The 17,665-nt window shown below is 43.9% G+C and carries 9 protein-coding genes; 3 read left to right on the top strand and 6 right to left on the bottom strand.

Translation table 11 applies throughout. The annotated features are described in order from the left end of the window. Positions 1–2,028, top strand: a complete 2,028-nt coding sequence (locus AC1DUD_RS24700) for a glycoside hydrolase family 127 protein (RefSeq protein ID WP_477379418.1) — start codon at positions 1–3, stop codon at positions 2,026–2,028. Here AC1DUD_RS24700 and AC1DUD_RS24705 read toward each other — a convergent pair. From AC1DUD_RS24705 to AC1DUD_RS24720, 4 genes are all read right to left on the bottom strand, one after another. Beyond that, the gene (locus tag AC1DUD_RS24705; protein ID WP_477379420.1) at positions 2,025–2,534 is read right to left on the bottom strand and encodes a glycosyl-4,4'-diaponeurosporenoate acyltransferase CrtO family protein; all 510 of its coding nucleotides are present in this window, start codon (positions 2,532–2,534) and stop codon (positions 2,025–2,027) included. The two genes, AC1DUD_RS24700 and AC1DUD_RS24705, sit on opposite strands and share 4 nt — an antisense overlap. A 795-nt stretch (positions 2,535–3,329) precedes the next feature. Then, positions 3,330–4,850 carry a RagB/SusD family nutrient uptake outer membrane protein gene (locus tag AC1DUD_RS24710; RefSeq protein WP_477379422.1) on the bottom strand — a complete coding sequence of 507 codons (1,521 nt, stop codon included), beginning with the start codon at positions 4,848–4,850 and terminating at the stop codon, positions 3,330–3,332. Between the two features lie 9 nt (positions 4,851–4,859). Continuing rightward, positions 4,860–8,282 (bottom strand): TonB-dependent receptor, encoded by a 3,423-nt coding sequence (locus tag AC1DUD_RS24715; RefSeq protein ID WP_477379424.1) that lies wholly within the window; start codon positions 8,280–8,282, stop codon positions 4,860–4,862. 136 nt (positions 8,283–8,418) lie between these two features. After that, positions 8,419–9,585, bottom strand: a complete 1,167-nt coding sequence (locus AC1DUD_RS24720; protein WP_477379426.1) for a FecR family protein — start codon at positions 9,583–9,585, stop codon at positions 8,419–8,421. 138 nt (positions 9,586–9,723) lie between these two features. Between AC1DUD_RS24720 and AC1DUD_RS24725 the strand changes: the two genes are divergently transcribed. Together AC1DUD_RS24725 and AC1DUD_RS24730 are read left to right on the top strand one after the other, a co-directional pair. Next, positions 9,724–10,314 (top strand): RNA polymerase sigma factor, encoded by a 591-nt coding sequence (locus AC1DUD_RS24725; protein WP_477379428.1) that lies wholly within the window; start codon positions 9,724–9,726, stop codon positions 10,312–10,314. Between the two features lie 225 nt (positions 10,315–10,539). Further along, positions 10,540–12,339 carry a phospholipase D-like domain-containing protein gene (locus AC1DUD_RS24730; RefSeq protein WP_477379430.1) on the top strand — a complete coding sequence of 600 codons (1,800 nt, stop codon included), beginning with the start codon at positions 10,540–10,542 and terminating at the stop codon, positions 12,337–12,339. A 306-nt stretch (positions 12,340–12,645) separates the two neighbouring features. Here AC1DUD_RS24730 and AC1DUD_RS24735 read toward each other — a convergent pair whose 3' ends face one another. Then, positions 12,646–13,353 (bottom strand): hypothetical protein, encoded by a 708-nt coding sequence (locus tag AC1DUD_RS24735; RefSeq protein WP_477379432.1) that lies wholly within the window; start codon positions 13,351–13,353, stop codon positions 12,646–12,648. Then, entirely contained in the window at positions 13,350–17,636 is a 4,287-nt protein-coding gene (locus AC1DUD_RS24740) for a T9SS type A sorting domain-containing protein (RefSeq protein WP_477379434.1), read from the bottom strand. The genes AC1DUD_RS24735 and AC1DUD_RS24740 overlap by 4 nt, the downstream gene beginning before the upstream one ends. Positions 17,637–17,665: the final 29 nt, after the last annotated feature.

The raw sequence follows: 17,665 nt of genomic DNA on the forward strand, positions 1-17,665 counted from the left end.
ATGAAATTAAAAAGCACCATACAATTCCTGTTAACAGGCAGCATAGCTATTACGGCGTGCAACACGGCAGCCATTGCACAACAGATAACACCTGTAGATATAAAACATGTTACGATAAACGATGCGTTTTGGTCGCCTAAATTGAATACCATTCATACGGTTACGGTTTATGACGTACTCAATAAACTTGAGGGCGATTATGAACCTGATCGCGAAGACCTGATAAAGGAAAAAGAAAAGACTGGACGTACACGTAATGCCTTCCTTAATTTTGACAGAGTAGCACAAGGTAAAAAAAACACCGGCGAAAGCGATGGGCCGCCATGGTACGATGGTTTGGTTTACGAAAGCATTCGCGGGGCCGCAGATCTTCTGGTTGCATACCCCGACAAAGCATTAGAAAATAAACTTGATATATATATTGACCGCATTGCAGCAGCACAAGCGGCTGACCCTGATGGTTACATCAACACGTATACCACATTAAACCGTCCGTCTCAGCGCTGGGGAACAAACGGCGGGGACGACCGCTGGCAGCACGATTTGTACAACGCGGGTATGCTGGCAGAAGCAGGTGTACATTATTATAATGCTACAGGTAAAACCAAACTTTTAACTGTAGCGGTTAAGATGGCCGATTATATGTGCAGCGTAATGGGCGATTCGCCCAAACTTAACCTTATACCCGGCCATGCTGGTCCTGAGGAGGCTTTCTTCAAGCTTTACCTTCTGTTTAAGGCTCAACCAGCACTTGCAGGCAAAATACAGGCGCCGGTAATGCCCGATGCTTACCTTCACATTGCAAAATACTGGATCGAACACCGCGGCGTACCCGCGGATGCCGATGGGTCACGCAAAAGACAGGCGTATGGCAGCTATAACCAGGACGACCAATCTGTTTTTACACAGCAAACCATTGAGGGCCATGCCGTGCGCGCCACGTTACTGGGAACAGCCATTGCTGCTATTGGAGCCTATGATAATGACCCGCCATACATCCAAACTGCAAATCATTATTGGGATAACATGGCGGGTAAACGTACCTTTATTACAGGTGGCCAGGGTGCAATTGCCGATGACGAAAAATTTGGTAAAGATTATTACCTGCCACAATCCGCATATCTTGAAACCTGTGCATCTATCAGTGCTGCTTTTTTTAGCGAGCGCATGAATGAGTTGCAGGCTCACGGTAAGTATATGGATGAGTTTGAACGTGCGCTTTATAACAACATTCTTTCAGGTATCTCGCTTGATGGTGCGCACTACAACTATGAGAACCCCTTAATTGCAACTGATCACCCGCGATGGGTATGGCATAGTTGTCCATGCTGCCCTCCTATGCTATTAAAAATATTTGGGGCATTACCGGGCTTTATTTATGCTACAGACAAACTGAAAGGCGTTTACGTTAACTTATTTATAGGAGGCAGCGCTAATATAGGCAACGGCCCAAACAGAGTAACCATTAGCCAGCATACTGCCTACCCATGGAATGGCAAAGTACAGATTAACGTTAACCCGGCTAAGGCGAATAATTTCACGGTACATGTCCGCATTCCCGGTTGGGCTATCGGCAAAGAAAACCCTTTTGATCTGTATAATTCTAAATCTAAAGGGCAAGTGACAGTTGCCGTGAATGGCAAATCATTTCCTGTTCATGTACAGAACGGTTATGCAGTTATAACACGTAAATGGCGGGCAGGTGATCAAATTAGTTTGGATTTGCCTACGCAGCCGCGTATTGTTACACCTAACACCCGGGTTGCCGAGTTGAATAATAAACTGGCTGTCGCCGCGGGCCCGTTGGTTTACGCTTTTGAAACTAATAACAACCCTCCTCTTTCTGAAAGCAGCATTATTGAAAATGCCGTTTTACAACTACAACCTAAAAACGGATCAGCAAAAGGTTTCAATACAATAAGAATAACATCATCTGGAAATAAACAAACGCTCACCGCAGTTCCGTTTTATTCGGTGGGTAATGAGGGCAAAGCAAGTTACCAGGTATGGATGGACGCACTGCATTAAGGGACTTGCCGACGGTGAAGATTCAATACTCTGATTCGGTTAAATTGCTGCAATAAAATAGGACAAACGTTGTAAACCCCGTTACTCATTACTATTGTCAATGCTGCTAAATAGCGCCCCTGCACCATGGCTACAATGCTTGTAAGCAGAAAAAAGGCAAAACAAACAAAATGGAATCGTTCATACATGGCAATGGTACTGAGATACCCTTCCGGGTTTACGATCTGTCGGATAATCGGATGTGCCGGATGGCTCTTCCTTGCCAGCCGGGTTGCAAAATCACCGTGCTGAACAAATTTCCGGATGAACCTCACCCCTAAACGCTCGTAAAATTTTGCATTACGACTCAATTGAATTCTATCAAAAAAATTTCGGGAAAGAAAGGCCGGAATAGTACTTAAACCAATAAACAGGTAAAACCAGGCAGATAAACCTTCTGAAAACCAATAGGCAAATACTGCCGCGAAACCAAGTGCAGTCCAGAAAAGATTAATGAATTGGTTCATTATATTTATTAGTTCGGTACCCGAATATCGTCATTACCCCGTTTTATTTATCACCAACTGGTGCCTGGCGATCCGACTTTATAACAAAGTCGTTACAAGTTTTCGTTGTTTTTAATAATCATACCAAAGCATCGAGGTTTATATTTGTAATACCTGAATTGGAGAGCTTTAATACCCCTACGACCCCTATGTCTGCCAAAGCCTGTCATTGATGGGCTTTTGTATTTTTTATATTACAATTTATTTTTTCGCACAAATGAACATAAATTTGACACATAAGTTATTTTAATAGGGGTATTAAATAACTAACACTGCGGCCATGCTTCATAAGGAGCATGGCTTTTTTTGTTAGCTATTTCGAAATGCGTTAAGCAATTGCAGCATATGTGCCAGATTATTTCAAAAAGATTAAGCAGGCCACCGGCAGCACCCGTTACTGCATAAACCATATAGAACTCACATCATTTTCAGCGATTAAAATAGAAGGCACAGGAAATAAAAAATAAAAGCCCCAAAGCGCTCGCCGCCGGGACTTTTTCCTAAACCTTATCACATGAGACTTAGGAAAGTCTCAGCATATACAAATATGCTGATTTAATATTTAATTAAACCATTTCTAAACTAAAAAGCACAAGAGCATCATAATAAACTAAACCTTGATTCAAGTTAAAGTGCTTAAAACAATACTTAACAAAAAACAACAATAAGCTCCTGCAAAAGAGGGCCTATTGTTGTTTTTTGTTACATACATATCAGTTGGAAGAGATTATCTCAACTCCAATATGATCTGCCCGGCTATTTGTAATCAGGATTTTGAATCAATATCCCGCCGCTCTTATCAATTTCTGTTTGAGGTAACGGCCAGTGGTAAAACTTATCCTCAAAATGATAATTAATAAGGGACGACACGACAGCGTTAAGTACCGGCCCGGCTGTGTGCCATCTTAACAGATCATAGTGTCGTAAGCCTTCAAAAGCAAGTTCAACACGACGTTCATGCCTGATACGTTGGCGCATCTGATCTTTGGTATATCCCGCCGGGTAAGCCGGCATATTTACACGTGCACGTAAATCAGCCATGGCTTTATAAACTGTTGCATCAGGGCCTGCAATTTCGTTTTGGGCTTCTGCGTACATCAACATAACTTCGCCTAAACGCAGTATAACTGCATCCTGCTGGCTAAGCGTTGAAAAACCATAAGGCATGTTATTAGGTTCGAGGAATTTGATAATTCCATAGCCTGTGGGCCTGAGATTTGAAGGATGGTGAACTTTACCCGGACCAAAATCAACAGAATCTGCATACACAGTTTTACGCAAACGAGGATCGCGGTTATTGAACTGATTTTTTGTATCAGTTAATGGCGAAGTACCGTAAGGTTGTGCATCAGTACACTCATAAGCATCTACCATGTTTTGCATTGGCGCACAGGCATCCCAATCGCCGTAATACATATCCCAGGGGGCTGTATTGTTCGGCGCGAGGAAGTTAACCGAAAACATAATTTCGGTGTTGTTTTTCTGGGTAGCATCCCTGAAAGTATCCTCAAAATTGGTGCTCAGTTTGTATTGGCCCATCAAATCAAGGCAAAGGTCCCTTACCTTGGTTAGGGTGGCGGCATCCGGCGTACCGGTGTTACCAAATGCCGCAAATAATAAAACCCTCGCTTTTAAAGCCTTTGCAGATGATGCCGCAGCATGACCACCGTTGGCAGAATAAGTCGCAGTGTTCAAGTTGGCAATGCCATAATCAAGATCGGCAGTGATCTGGGTGAGTACTTGCGCTGCAGGAACTTTAGGCTGTTTTTGATTGCTTAAGTCAAGCGGCTGTACCACCAGCGGAACATCGCCATAAATACTGTATAACTGGAAATAAAGAAAGGCACGGATAAATCTTACTTCGCCCTCGTAGATTTTACGTTGGCTACCAGATATATCTGATCCTTTGTAAGTACCTAAATTTTGCAAAAACAGGTTTACCCTTGCAATACCGGTATAACTATCGTTATAAATAGCGGTTTCGTAACCACCGGTGGTAGGGTTAAAGTTGCCCTGAACAAAATCCTTAGCTGCGCCCGAATTGAATTGGTTGTATCCGTTATCGGTAAACCCATCCCTGAAGCCCATGCCATAGGAAAATTCTTCTGATTGAAGGGATGCGTAAACAGCAGCCAAAGCCGCATCAAAATCAGCTTTCGTTTTGTAGAAAGTTGAAGTAGCGATCTGATCATTGGGGTTCAGATCCAGGGCCTTTTTACACGCACCTAAAAACAGTGATGTAATTAATATGATGGTTATTATAATTCGATTTTTCATGTGGGCTAATTAAAAAGAAACGTTCAAACCAAAAGAGTAGATTTTATTTTGCGGGTATTGCACCTGGTCTCCGCTGCCATAACGTTCAGGGTCAAGACCCTTGAATTTGGTTATGGTTAGCAGGTTATCGCCGGCGAAGTAAACCCTTAACCGGTTGATACCTATTTTTTTGGTGAGCTTTGCCGGGATGGTGTAACCAAACACAAGGTTTTTAAGCCTTAAGTATGATGCATCCTGCAGGAAGTAAGAAGAACGGCGGCCGATTTTATCCGGTGCGCTTTGTCCAAAATAAATGCGCGGCATAGTGGTTGAAGGATGCTCAGGTGTCCAGGCGTTTAACCAATCTGTAGTTGGCGATGATCCCTGAACAAAAGGTATAGTGCCCCAGCCTGATACGTATGATTTAACACCATAAACGCCTTGCATCATGGCTGACAGATCAAAACCTTTAAAGCTGGCCGACAAGTTAAATGAGTAGTTTAATTTGGGATAAACACCACCAATTACTGTTTTGTCGTTCTGATCAATTTTACCGTCGCCGTTTACATCTCTATATTTCAGGTCGCCCGGTAATGTAGAATCAGAAAACTGTTTAGGGGAATTAGCCACCTCTTGTGCAGACTGGAATATGCCGATAACCTGTAGCATATAAAACGACTTCCATGGCAACCCATTTTGGTTAATTGTATAGTCTCCAATTTCGGTTTGACCAAATTTAACCAGTTTATTACGGTTATGATCAACGTTTGCGCCTACATTAAAAGCTAAGCCTCTTAAAGCACCGTCAGTTATTACGTTATTATATGATACGCCAAGTTCGATACCCCTGTTGTTCACCGATCCATCATTGATAGTAGGAGCACTTAATCCCACAGCTGCGGTAACTTGCGCCTGCCTCAAAATATCGGATGTTGTTTTATTATACCAATCGGCAGTTAAATTGAAATTTTTGAAAACAGTAACATCCAAACCAATATCGGTCATGGTAGTGGTTTCCCACTTAATGACAGGATTGTTCAGATTTTGCTGGGCTACGCCAGTTACCAGTGTCGAATTATCAAAAGAATAGTTCCCGGTGAAATTCAATAAGGCCTGGTATGGATAATTGGCTCCGTAGCCGTTAATAACTATATTTTGATTACCCAACTGTCCCCATGAACCTCTTAATTTGAAATTATCCAGCCAGGTTAAATTCATGGCTTTTATAAAAGGCTCTTCGGTAACCCTCCATCCTGCCGAAAAAGACGGGAATACACCCCATTTATTTTTACCGGCAAATTTCGAACTTCCGTCATCACGAATGTTACCTTCCAGGAGGTAACGACCCTTATAATCATAATTTAAACGACCGAAGTAAGACATCAGCGCCCATTGATTGCTGGTTCCACCTGCATTTTGGATGTCAGAACCACCTGCATTCAGCTCCTGCAGATCCAGATCCGGGAAGTTTTTACGGTATCCCTGTAGGTACTGATACTTACTTTGTTCAATGCTGTAACCAAATTGTGCCTTAATGTTATGCCCGTGAAAATTATGAGCGTAATTTAAGTAGCTAAACAGGTTGGTGTATACGGTTTGTTCATCCTGTTCAGTTAAGCCCTTACCAAGATCAAGCGACGTTGCCAATTGATTGGTTTGGAAATTATACTCATCAAGCGTGGCTTTAAAATCCTTGTATTTATTCATATTAAAGTTCACAGCACCCTTGGTATACCAGGAAATGTCTTTAGTAAATTGAACCTCAAACCAACCCTGGGCGTTCACCGCATAATCATTAGTGATCCTCCTGAAGTTTTGATCCAGTACCGCTATAGGATTCTTGTTGTTATATTCAAAGTCATATGCCTTGAAGGTATACCTGCCGCTGCCATCAGCTAAATAAGGGCCATAAGTTGGCGCCTGTGACATAGCCGAAAGGAAAAGATCCATTGACGAACCGTCCCACTGGGTTGGTGATGATGGGTTACCGGCTACAGCACCTCTCGTACCTGATTTTAATAATACGTTGGTACCAAATTTTATATGATCATTGATTTTTGAGGTTAAATTGATACGTGCATTATACCGTTTATAATCAAAGCCTCTTTCAATACCATCCTGGTTAATATATCCTAATGATACATTGTAAGTAGTTTTTTCGCTGCCGCCCGCAAATGTCAGGTTATGGTTTTGGGTAGGGGCAGTTCTGAATATCAGGCTTAACCAATCGGTATTAGGATAACGCACCCTATCTGTAGCGTTACGGTATAACTCAATCTGATCTTTCGGGTAAAGCGAGCCGGCATCTGTTGTACCGCTGTTAATACGCGCCTGGTTAAACATCTCCATATATTGAGCGGAGTTAGTTACCAGTTTGAACATTTTGGTAGGGCTGCTGTAACCCAAATTTCCATCATAGGTAACAGACATCTGCCCGGCTTTGCCTTGTTTGGTTGTTACCAGCACCACACCGTTGGCAGCCCTTGAACCGTAGATGGACGCAGAGGCTGCATCTTTCAAAATTGATATATTGTCGATATCGGTTGGGTTAACATCGTTGAAGCTACCAGGCACACCATCGATCAACACCAATGGGTCCGAACCTGCGTCGCTGAACGTGCTGTTGCCGCGGATGCGGATAGATACAGCCTCGTTTCCCGGTTCGCCGGAGCCGGTGTTTACCTGTACACCCGGTGCCAGGCCTTCCAGCATAGAGGCGGGATTAACAATAGGGCGTTTATTCAGTGTTTCGCCGCTTACTGATGATACAGCACCGGTAAGGTTAGCTTTCTTTTGTGTGCCGTAGCCAACCACCACAATTTCATTAAGTGCCGATGTTTGTTCCTTAAGCACTATATCAATTTGGGTTTGATTACCAACGGTAACCTCCTGGTTTACAAAACCAACGAAGGAGTAAACCAACACAGCATTATTATCATTTACAGTAACTGTGTAATTACCATCTATATTGGTCTGTACGCCTGTGTTTGTACCTTTAACCTTTATAGTTACACCAGGTAAAGGCACACCTTTTTGGTCTTTTACCATGCCTTTAACGGTTAGTACCTGTGTCGGCTTCTTTTCGGCCGGTTTGGGTGTAACCACAATAGTGGTATTATTAATTACATAACTAAAAGGCTGATCACGGAAGCATTCGCGCAATGCTTCGTCCAAACCCGCATCTTTAAGATCAACACTTACAGGCAGGGCCTTTTTTAGCATTTTGGAATTATAAAGCACGCTGTAGCCACTTTGCTTATGGATATCTTTAAGCGTTTCAACAAGCGAGGCGTTGCTTTTACTAAGACTTATCCTTTGTGCAAAAGTGGATGAGGCACTTACCTGAAGTATCGAAACCAGACACAAAAAGAACGACAATTTCATGATCAGAAATAATTTTGATACAGCACGGGGTATCTGCCCGCGCTTTAATGCAGTAGAATTTTTGTACATTTGAATGTTAGGTTAAATAATTGGTTGTGAGAAAAATGATCGTTAACTGACCTGATTGCTATCCGTAGCATTGTACCAGGAGCGGTGCGAACGCTCCTGGTTATTTCTTTAAGGATAGCATTATGTAAGTATGAGGTTACTTCATAATGATAACCCTCCTTCCTTCAATTTTGTAGTGGATACTGCCGGTAAGCTTAATATTATCAAGCAATTCTTTAATATCCTTGTATTTTGATATGGTACCGCCAAATTCATTTTCCTGAACCTCGGCATCCTGGTATTCAATATCCACATCATACCAGCGGCTTACTTGCTTCATAACATTCACAATGCTTTGATCATGAAATATAAAAAAGCCGTTTATCCAGGCCATGTTGGCTTCAACATCTGCCTGGCTCACTTTTATTGCTGAGCCCTTTTGACTTACAGTTCCCTGTTGTCCCGGTAAAAGCATCACTGCAGCCATACCTTTACTCATTTTAACTGAGCCTTCCAGCAATGTGGTGGTAATATCCGGGTTATCGCTATAAGCATTAATATTAAAATGAGTACCCAGCACCTGCACTTGTGTACCATTAGCCTTAACTATAAATGGGTGGGCCTTATCTTTTGCTACCTCAAAATAAGCTTCGCCGTTCAGTTCAATCTCACGATTGGCTCCGTTAAAAAACTCCGGGAATTTGATTGATGAAGCCGCATTGAGCTGTACTTTGGTACCATCTTCTAAAACAAGCTGGTATTGACCACCCCTGGGGGTAGTTATGGTATTGATTTCCGGGGTATTTTTGTGGCCCGGTTCACCAGGTTTCCTGTCAAATTTATAAACCACTACACCATTGGCCGCTTTACTCACTTTCACACCGGCACTTGCCGCCAATTGGCCATTTTTAGCATCATCAAGTACTATTTTACTGCCGTTTGCCAAAGTCAGATAAGCCTTGTTACTGCCGGGCAGTATAGTTGTTTCATCTTTTTTTGCAATAACATTGTTAGCATTATTCTTTTTGGCAGGCATAAATAGTAATCCCGCAAGTACTGCCATAGCAACCAGTGAGGCAGCAGCCCATAACCACCTGTAGTTGGTACGTTTGGGCAACATTACAATAGCGTCCCTCCTGTTTTCGCTCAGTTTTTGCCAGATCCGTGCACGTACTTCCAAAGGATCGGTATCTTCCTCCGTCCATACGTCGTCGGGCAGCTGCATGTCATCGCTGTATGCAGCCAGCAATTCTTTCTCGGCAGGAGTGCATTCACCATCGAGATACTTTTGGTATAGCACCAAAAACTCTTCTTTAGTTATCATTAAATGTTATGAACTGAGGTTTATAAAAGGTAAGTGTAGATTAGCACATGGCACACACATACTTTTTTATCTTTTTGTCACTTTCCGGATAATTTTAAAAATTAGCGTTGCTTTTTATACATTTACCTACCCAATTATATGCTTTACAGTTCCCTAACAGATGCCGAGTTGTGGAATGCCGTTCGTCGGGACGACGAGGTGGCATTTACTGCCCTGTTTGACAGGTACTGGGCGAGGCTGTATAAATTGGCTAAAAATTATCTAAAAAACCAGGAAACGAGTGAAGAACTGGTACACGATATTTTTCTGAACATCTGGAACAGGCGCAGATCACTTGAAATAGAATCTTTCCAGGCTTTTTTACTCACCGCTGCACGCTACCAGGTATACAACCGCATGCGGGCGGCAAAACCCATGATGTTGGTTTTGGGTGATACGCTTCCCGCAAATGAACCTTTTCAAAACAACGAAGGCGAGGATCATCTGATTGAACAGGAGCTGCAACAGGAACTACAGCAATATCTTGTACAGTTGCCCAAACGCTGCCAGGAGATATTTTATATGAGCAGGGTAAAAAACCTGTCAAACCAGGAAATAGCCGACAGTTTTGGGGTTTCGAAACGTACCGTTGAAAATCAAATTACGATAGCATTAAAACACTTGAGGATTTGTTTGAAATATACATCCACCACAGTTGTTTTATTCCGGTTACTGCTTTTCCGTCAATAATATTCCTTTGCTGGAATTTTGGGTGATGGATTGGGCATTGAAACAAATAGATTTCCCTTCGAAGCTTTTTCCAAAAATCGATTTCCTTTAGAATTAACTGATCCACAATGTTGCCGCGCTCCCGGAAATCGGCTGACCACACAATCAATAATCACTGAATTTCAATAAGTTACTATTGTATTTATCAAATAAATAGTATATTTAATGACCTAAATAATTCACATTATGAGCTCTCTAACCGTAAAAATCCTGCGCGGCGATGCCAAAGTAATGATCGCCTGTAGTCTTGAAAAAAAAGACGCCGAAAACCTGGCCGGCTTTACCTTTTATTGTGAGCCTGGTACTGAAACGCCTTACTATATATTTAACCAGATGCAATTTGCAGACCCTTCCAGTCATGCACAGGTTGCATTGGAACCGCCAAGATCGAGCATTAATTCACCGATCCAAAAATTCCGGTGGCTGCATGTTCCAGGCTCCCTTCACCAAAAGGACAAGGTATTTTATGGGCTTTATAAGTACACTGTAACACCCAGGTTTTTCAAGAATGGCCAGTTATTGCCAATAGACAAAACTTTGGGAATAACCGTCAGCACCCTGGTAGAACCTTTCAGAAAAGGAGACATCGAACTCGGCTTTACCCGCGGGTTCGTTCAGTCGCAGGCTTTCGGCAACCGTTTTGGTAAGGATGCTCCGCTTAAACCAAAAGCTAAATCTCTTTTGTATGATACGTCCCAACAAGCCGGTACCAACAACGCAGGCGAAAAGTATACCTTTTTGGACGAATATATTTGGTCGGGATTTACAGCGAGAGAAAAGATCTTCCAGATTGTTGAACAGGTAGTGGCCGATAAGAGCTTATTCCTGGATGTGTTTGCTTATGACCTGAACGAAACCGACCTCCTGGCCCGTTTCCTGACACTTGCAGAGCAAGGCCGTATGCGTATAATCCTGGATAACGCCACGCTGCATCATGATGAAAAGGATCCTAAACCGGAGGATCAGTTTGAACAACAATTCAAAATAGCTGAAAGCAAGCAACCAGGCGGGGCGCCTGCTGAATCGGGTATTATTCGCGGTAAATTCAAACGTTTCCAGCACAATAAAATCCTTATCATTTCCAAGGGAGACACACGCACACCTGTTAGATTACTAACAGGATCAACCAACTTTTCGGTGACCGGGATGTATGTCAATTCCAATCACGTGATCGTTTTCAACGACACCAAAGTAGTTGAACTTTACCAGCGGCTATTCGAAGCTGCCTGGACAAAAAAAACAAATGTGAAGGAGTTTTTAGCTACCGACCTGCCAAAACAGGAATTTACATTCAATGCTGTGGGCCTGCCGCCAATGTTTATCACATTCGCACCTCATAAGAAGCCGCAGGCGCTTGAAAATTTGAATAAGATCACCACCCGGATGGCCGCCGAACAAAGTTCTGTACTTTTCGCAGTTATGGCAACCGACCCTAAATCGACCGGGCCGGTAATACCTGCGCTCAAAGAACTACAAAAACGATTGGATATCTTTAGTGCTGGGATCACAGATTCCACTGATGGGTTAGAATTTTACAAGCCTTCTTCTAAAACAGGTGTGCTGGTAACAGGCAAACCCAATAAAACATTACTGCCGCCACCTTTTAATGAGGAAGCCGGCATTGGCCTCGGCCACCAGATTCACCATAAATTTATTGTTTGCGGGTTTAACACACCGGAGGCTGTTGTGTGGCTGGGCTCCAGCAACCTGGCCGAGGGCGGCGAAGAATCAAACTCCGATAACCTAATTGAGATAAGGGACCGTGACATAGCCACGGTTTTCGCGCTTGAAGCCCTGGCCCTGGTGGATCATTTCCACTTCCGTGATAAACACCCGGCAGCTAAAAAGCCCAAAAAAGGCGAGCCAGCCCCGCCGCCACCTAAAAAGCTGACTGTTTTCAATCTCTTCACAGATGCCAAATGGGCCAAATCATACTATAAAAAAAATGATCTTCATAAAATTGACCGCGAATTATTTATGAAATAGATCGTGGATTTTCAACTATCGGAGCTGCGATGCCAAAAAGATCAAGCCGTTAAAAGGCTTGGTCTTTACAAGAGAAAGTGATTATTGTTAAAGTCTCGGGGTGCTTTTAATGCCCAAGCGAAAAATCGAAAAAAAGCAGGTATACAGCAAATTAAATTCAATAAAAAAAGCGATAGCTACATTTAGATATCGCCTTAAGGGTGGTTGGCAATGCAAAACCCTACCCCCCCCCCTTATTAATGAATTGATATCGGCCGGTGCTTTGTGAAAAGAATTATCAATGCTAAACGTACTTAAATTCACAGATTATAAAGCAACCGTAAACTGATACGTATCGGAATATGAGATATTGCCTTTAGCATCGCGGGTAGCAATCTTCCAGTAATAGGTAATGCCTTTTTTTACGGGGAAGTTTTGTACAAAGGCATTGGTTATTTTACTTGCATACAATACCGGCGAAACTTTATCATCCAGGTAAACATCAAAATTCACAATATCATTGTCAACATCATTGGCTTTCCACGTTATATTACAGGTTAACTGTGCACCCACTGATACCGTTGCACCCATTGTTGGTGAAACTGCCTCTGCCGGGAATGGTGCGTAGCTTGTTATACCGGGCCCCGAATTATAAAACTTCCAGGTATCACTTTGCGTAGTAACAGCAGTGTTTTTGGATGACAAGGCAGTCACATACCATGCGTAAGGTGTATTGCGGTCAAGCGTTACCTCGAGCTGATTTTGAGTACTTGTTAGCAACGTACGTATCTGGGTTAACAGGTTGGTATAACTGATGGAGTAGCTATCGGCATTAGCGGCGCTGCTCCATTTTAAAACAACTTTGTTTTGGGTTGACGATATGATTGTTCCCTGGTTACACAATTCATCCTTTGCCGGAAAAAGCAGTGACGCTTTACCGGGTGACGGAGCAGGGGGAGTAACGGTATCTTTACTACCTTTTCCGCAACCCGCGACCATAATGCCTATAGCTATAATAGTTAATAACTTTCTCATTTTTTGATGATCTTAAAAACTGACTCCCTGTTATCCATTGACATATTAAGGGAGTATGTACCACTCCTTAATGCTGATAAGGCGACCTGAATAACGCCCGATTGATTGCCGATCTTTTGCTGGTAAAGCAATTTGCCATCGGCTATATTAAACACCTTTATTGTGCAATTAGTAACCGGGGTGTCGCCAAGGTTAACATTTAAAACATCCTGAAAAGGGTTAGGATACGGCAGCATAGTATTACTCAAATTGATGTTTTTTTCGATGATGCCCTGGCATAGCTTATCAGTAGCAACCACCAGTTTATTGCTGCCTTGTAATAGCGGTAATGACAAGGAGCTTTCGCTGGTATGGTAAACGGTACCGTTAAGTTCAACCGCATAGTTATCGCTGCCGTTGAGCTCCAGGTTTAAACTGTTGGTGGCTTTATTTACCGACGAAAATACCGCGAGGTCCTTAGGTTCGGTGATTGCCAGGTCATAGCATTGCTGGTAATCTGCCTGCCCGCTAACCGTGATGCAAACATTGTATGTACCTGGCGACAGATCATTAATGGGCACAGCGCTGGTAAACGGATATGATTTATTTAAACCGTTACCCGTTATGGTGGCCTTATAATTTAAGTTTTGCAGGGCGGTTATATTAATGATACCATTGTTTTCGCCTTTGCAGGTGGCGCTGGTTGCCGAGGCTTTAAAATTATCGGCAGGCAGGTCAAAAATAACGGTTACGTTTACCGGGTCAGATGTTAGGGCGATGCCGCCATAAGTAACATTTACTGCATAAACACCTGTTGTTGTTGCGGTGTAACTATATCTTGTGCCTTCGGTGCCGGTAATGTTTTTACCATCCTTCAGCCATTGATAGGTATAGCCCGCTGCTGATACTGTGTTTAAAGTTACGCTGCCCCCTGTGGTAAAAGTTGTTGGTCCTGACGGGGCTATAACCGGCTTGCTTACGTATACAAATCCATCGGCCACCGCACCGCCGCTTGGTGTAAACACACTCACCACCCCACTTGATCCTTTACCAATTATCGCGGTAATTTTTGTATCAGAATTAATAACGAACGATTTTGCAGGTGTATTACCAAAACTTACGCCATTGGCAGTTGTAAAGCTTTGTCCTGTTATTGTAACGGCTGTACCCTCAGTGGCTGCTACAGGGCTGAAAACGCTGATAAGCGTTGGCTTTGTAAACACAAAGCCTTTAATACTGCCCGTGCCTGCCGGTGTTACAACGGTGATATCGCCGCTTGCGCCGGCATTGCTTATTGTTGCGGTAAGCTGCGTATCCGAAATAACAGTGAACACGGTAGCCGGCACACCGCCAAAGCTTACCGACGTTGTGCCTGTGAAACCTGTTCCTGTAAGATTTATTTTGGTTGCACCCGATGCCTGTGTTGGTGTAAATGCTATGATTGCCGGCGCGGGGGTAGTTTCAAACGTAAATTCAGTGGCCGACGTTACCGTTCCGCCGGGTGTGGTTACCGTAATTTTGCCCGTTTTACCACCATCGTCAACCACCGCGGTGATTGCTGTTGCAGAGTAAACGGTAAAGAGCTGTGCCGGTACACCACCAAAACTTACGGCGGTTGCTCCCGTAAAACCGGTACCTACAAGATTTACCTTTGTGCCGGCCGGACCTTTTACGGGTGTAAACGAGGTAATTACCGGCGTTTCATTATAAGTAAATGTGGCTGCAGATGTTGCTGTACCACCGGGTGTTGTAACTGATATTTTGCCGGTTGCGCCCGCCCCTGTTGTAGCGGTTATGCTGGTTGCTGAATTTACAACGAACGATGCGGCAGCCGTTGTACCAAATTTCACTGCCGTTGCCCCGGTAAAATTAGTGCCGGTTATAGTAATCTTAACGCCCGTAATGCCAAACGCCGGTGTAAATGAACTTATAGCAGGTGCCGGCAGGTAAACAAAGCCTTTTATCGATGAAATATTAGCCGGTGTTATCACCTTAATATCACCCGATGCTGCGTTATTGCCAACCACCGCCGTAATACTGGTGGCTGATACTACCCTGAATGACTGGGCAGGAACACCGCCAAAAGTAACAGCCGTTGTCCCGGTAAAGCCCGTACCGGCAATGGTCACTGTAGTACCCGGGCCGCCGGTTAAAGGCGCTGCCGATTGTACCGAAGTTAAGCTGTAGGTTTTAACAAACGCGCCAAAGCTATCGTAAGCCAGATATAACTTGTGGTCAAGTATGCTTATCGATGTATTAAGACCATCCGCAGATGATACGGAGTAGCCGCCTACGTCCTGCCAATCGTTGCCTGCGGTGTTATAGGTAACCACACTTACTCCTTTGTTATCCCTTACGGTAGATATATATGGTGTATCGCCATCAAATGTAAGAGAGATAAAGCCTGTTCCTGTATCAGATGATGATGGTGTAATTAAGGACTCCCAGCCGGTACCATCAGCCTTAAGCCTGTATAGGTATAGTTTTTGACTTGCGCCCGCACAAGCTACATAGGGAATATCGCCACTAAAGGCCAGCGAATTAGAGCCTGAAGGGGCAAAGCCCGGTGTGCCCACCGTTTCCCACTTGCCTGCTGTGTTGAGGCGCACTAATGTTACCCGGCTGCTGTTGCTGGCATCGGCAAAGGCTACGTAGGGTACAGTGCCCTTGAATATGATACTTGTAGCACCTATGGTGTTGACGGTAAAGGGATTGCCAACATCTTCCCACGCGGTACCTGCTGCGTTAAGGCGTTTTACTTTAAGCACCTGATCGCCATAAACAACGTAAGGCGTGGTGCCACTTACCGCAAGCGAAATGGGGGTTGTTACCTTACCTGTTGAAAAACCTGCCGGGCCGGCCGTTTCCCAGCCCGTACCGGTCGCGTTAAGCCTCATTACACTTATTTTGTCTCCTTGCGAAAAGTCGGCAATTGCTATATAAGGTATTGCCTTTGCAAACGCCAGCGGGATTTTATTGATGTCACCTATCGTTGGTGTAAATCCCGGGTTACCAACATACTCCCATCCGGATGTTGAAGTGTTATAGCGCATTACGGATGCCTTATTATTGTTGCCGTTATCGCGATAAACAACATAGGGTGTATTGCCGTTAATTGCCAGGTTCATGGATGAAGCATAGCCTAACGAAATCCCAAGGGTGGCCAGTGGTTCCCAGGTAGTACCGGCTGCGTTCAGCTTCATTACCTGTGGCTTAAGAAAATAAGAATTATCAGAAAATGATACATAAGGCGTATTACCATTAAACACCAGGTTTAAAAAAGTTACCGAAGATGATGAAATGGGCGACTGACCAACCTTTTCCCAGCCTGTGGCTGCCGAGTTAAGCCGCATTACAGTAGCCCTTGAATGGTCGCTGCCATCAGCTGATGCTACGTAGGGTACGCCGTTGTTAAAGGCAAAAGCAAGATAAGTTGGCAGCCCCTGTAAGAAACCTGCTGTGCCCACCAGCTCCCAATCAGTACCTGCGGCATTTAATTTTTTTACCGTTGCGTTTTGGCGATTATCTTCATAAGCAATATATGGCGTAGCTCCGTTAAATGCCAGCTTTATATAAGTAGTGGGATAAACTGATATGGCCGTTTTGCCCACCTGCTCCCAATCGGTGCCTGCTCCATTTAATTTAGCCACCTTGCCCTGCGCTTTATTTTCGCCCTCGGCATAAGCTACATAAGGGGTAGCACCGTTAAACCCAATTGAGGTATAGTATATTTTATCGGCAGAAAAACCAGCCTTGCCAACTACATCCCAGGTATTGGCACCGGCATTATATTTCATAACTGTGAGCTTGGATGCATTGTCTTCGTCCTGGTAAGCAACATATGGTGTAGTGCCATTAAAAGCCACCGATACATTATCGGCCTGTCCCGATGAAAATCCTTCCGGGCCAACTGATTCCCAACCTGTTGCATCGGTTTTGAGCCGCTTGACAGCAAGCTGACGGCCCCTGGCAAAACTGGCTGTATAAAATATATACAGGCGCGCGTTGTTTACCACTAATGATATATTGGAACCGGCATCCCTAACATAGATTTGGCCCCCAACGGTTTCCCAGCCGGTGCCACCGGCAACAGGACGCCTTACCAGTATTCCGGTTTCATGGCTATTGTAAAAAGCCACGTAAGGTACCTGGCCAACGAATGTCATGCAGGTTGAAGCCGCTCCGCGGGCAAATATCTGGTCTTTATCGCTTGGGCCGAGGGGCTGCCAGGTCTGAGCAAGCGTTTGATAAGATTGCAACAGGAACAGGATAAGGACACTGATCGCAAAGATGTTTTTTTTCACTTTTATATATTGAGATAAGGCTATAGTTA

This window comes from Mucilaginibacter sp. P4_A11 (genome assembly GCF_056402535.1).

Excerpts from the sequence above, each read along its gene's own strand:
- AC1DUD_RS24700 (WP_477379418.1), top strand. The coding sequence starts at position 1 with ATGAAATTAAAAAGCACCATACAATTCCTGTTAACAGGCAGCATAGCT.
- AC1DUD_RS24705 (WP_477379420.1), bottom strand. The coding sequence starts at position 2,534 with ATGAACCAATTCATTAATCTTTTCTGGACTGCACTTGGTTTCGCGGCA.
- AC1DUD_RS24710 (WP_477379422.1), bottom strand. The coding sequence starts at position 4,850 with ATGAAAAATCGAATTATAATAACCATCATATTAATTACATCACTGTTT.
- AC1DUD_RS24715 (WP_477379424.1), bottom strand. The coding sequence starts at position 8,282 with ATGTACAAAAATTCTACTGCATTAAAGCGCGGGCAGATACCCCGTGCT.
- AC1DUD_RS24720 (WP_477379426.1), bottom strand. The coding sequence starts at position 9,585 with ATGATAACTAAAGAAGAGTTTTTGGTGCTATACCAAAAGTATCTCGAT.
- AC1DUD_RS24725 (WP_477379428.1), top strand. The coding sequence starts at position 9,724 with ATGCTTTACAGTTCCCTAACAGATGCCGAGTTGTGGAATGCCGTTCGT.
- AC1DUD_RS24730 (WP_477379430.1), top strand. The coding sequence starts at position 10,540 with ATGAGCTCTCTAACCGTAAAAATCCTGCGCGGCGATGCCAAAGTAATG.
- AC1DUD_RS24735 (WP_477379432.1), bottom strand. The coding sequence starts at position 13,353 with ATGAGAAAGTTATTAACTATTATAGCTATAGGCATTATGGTCGCGGGT.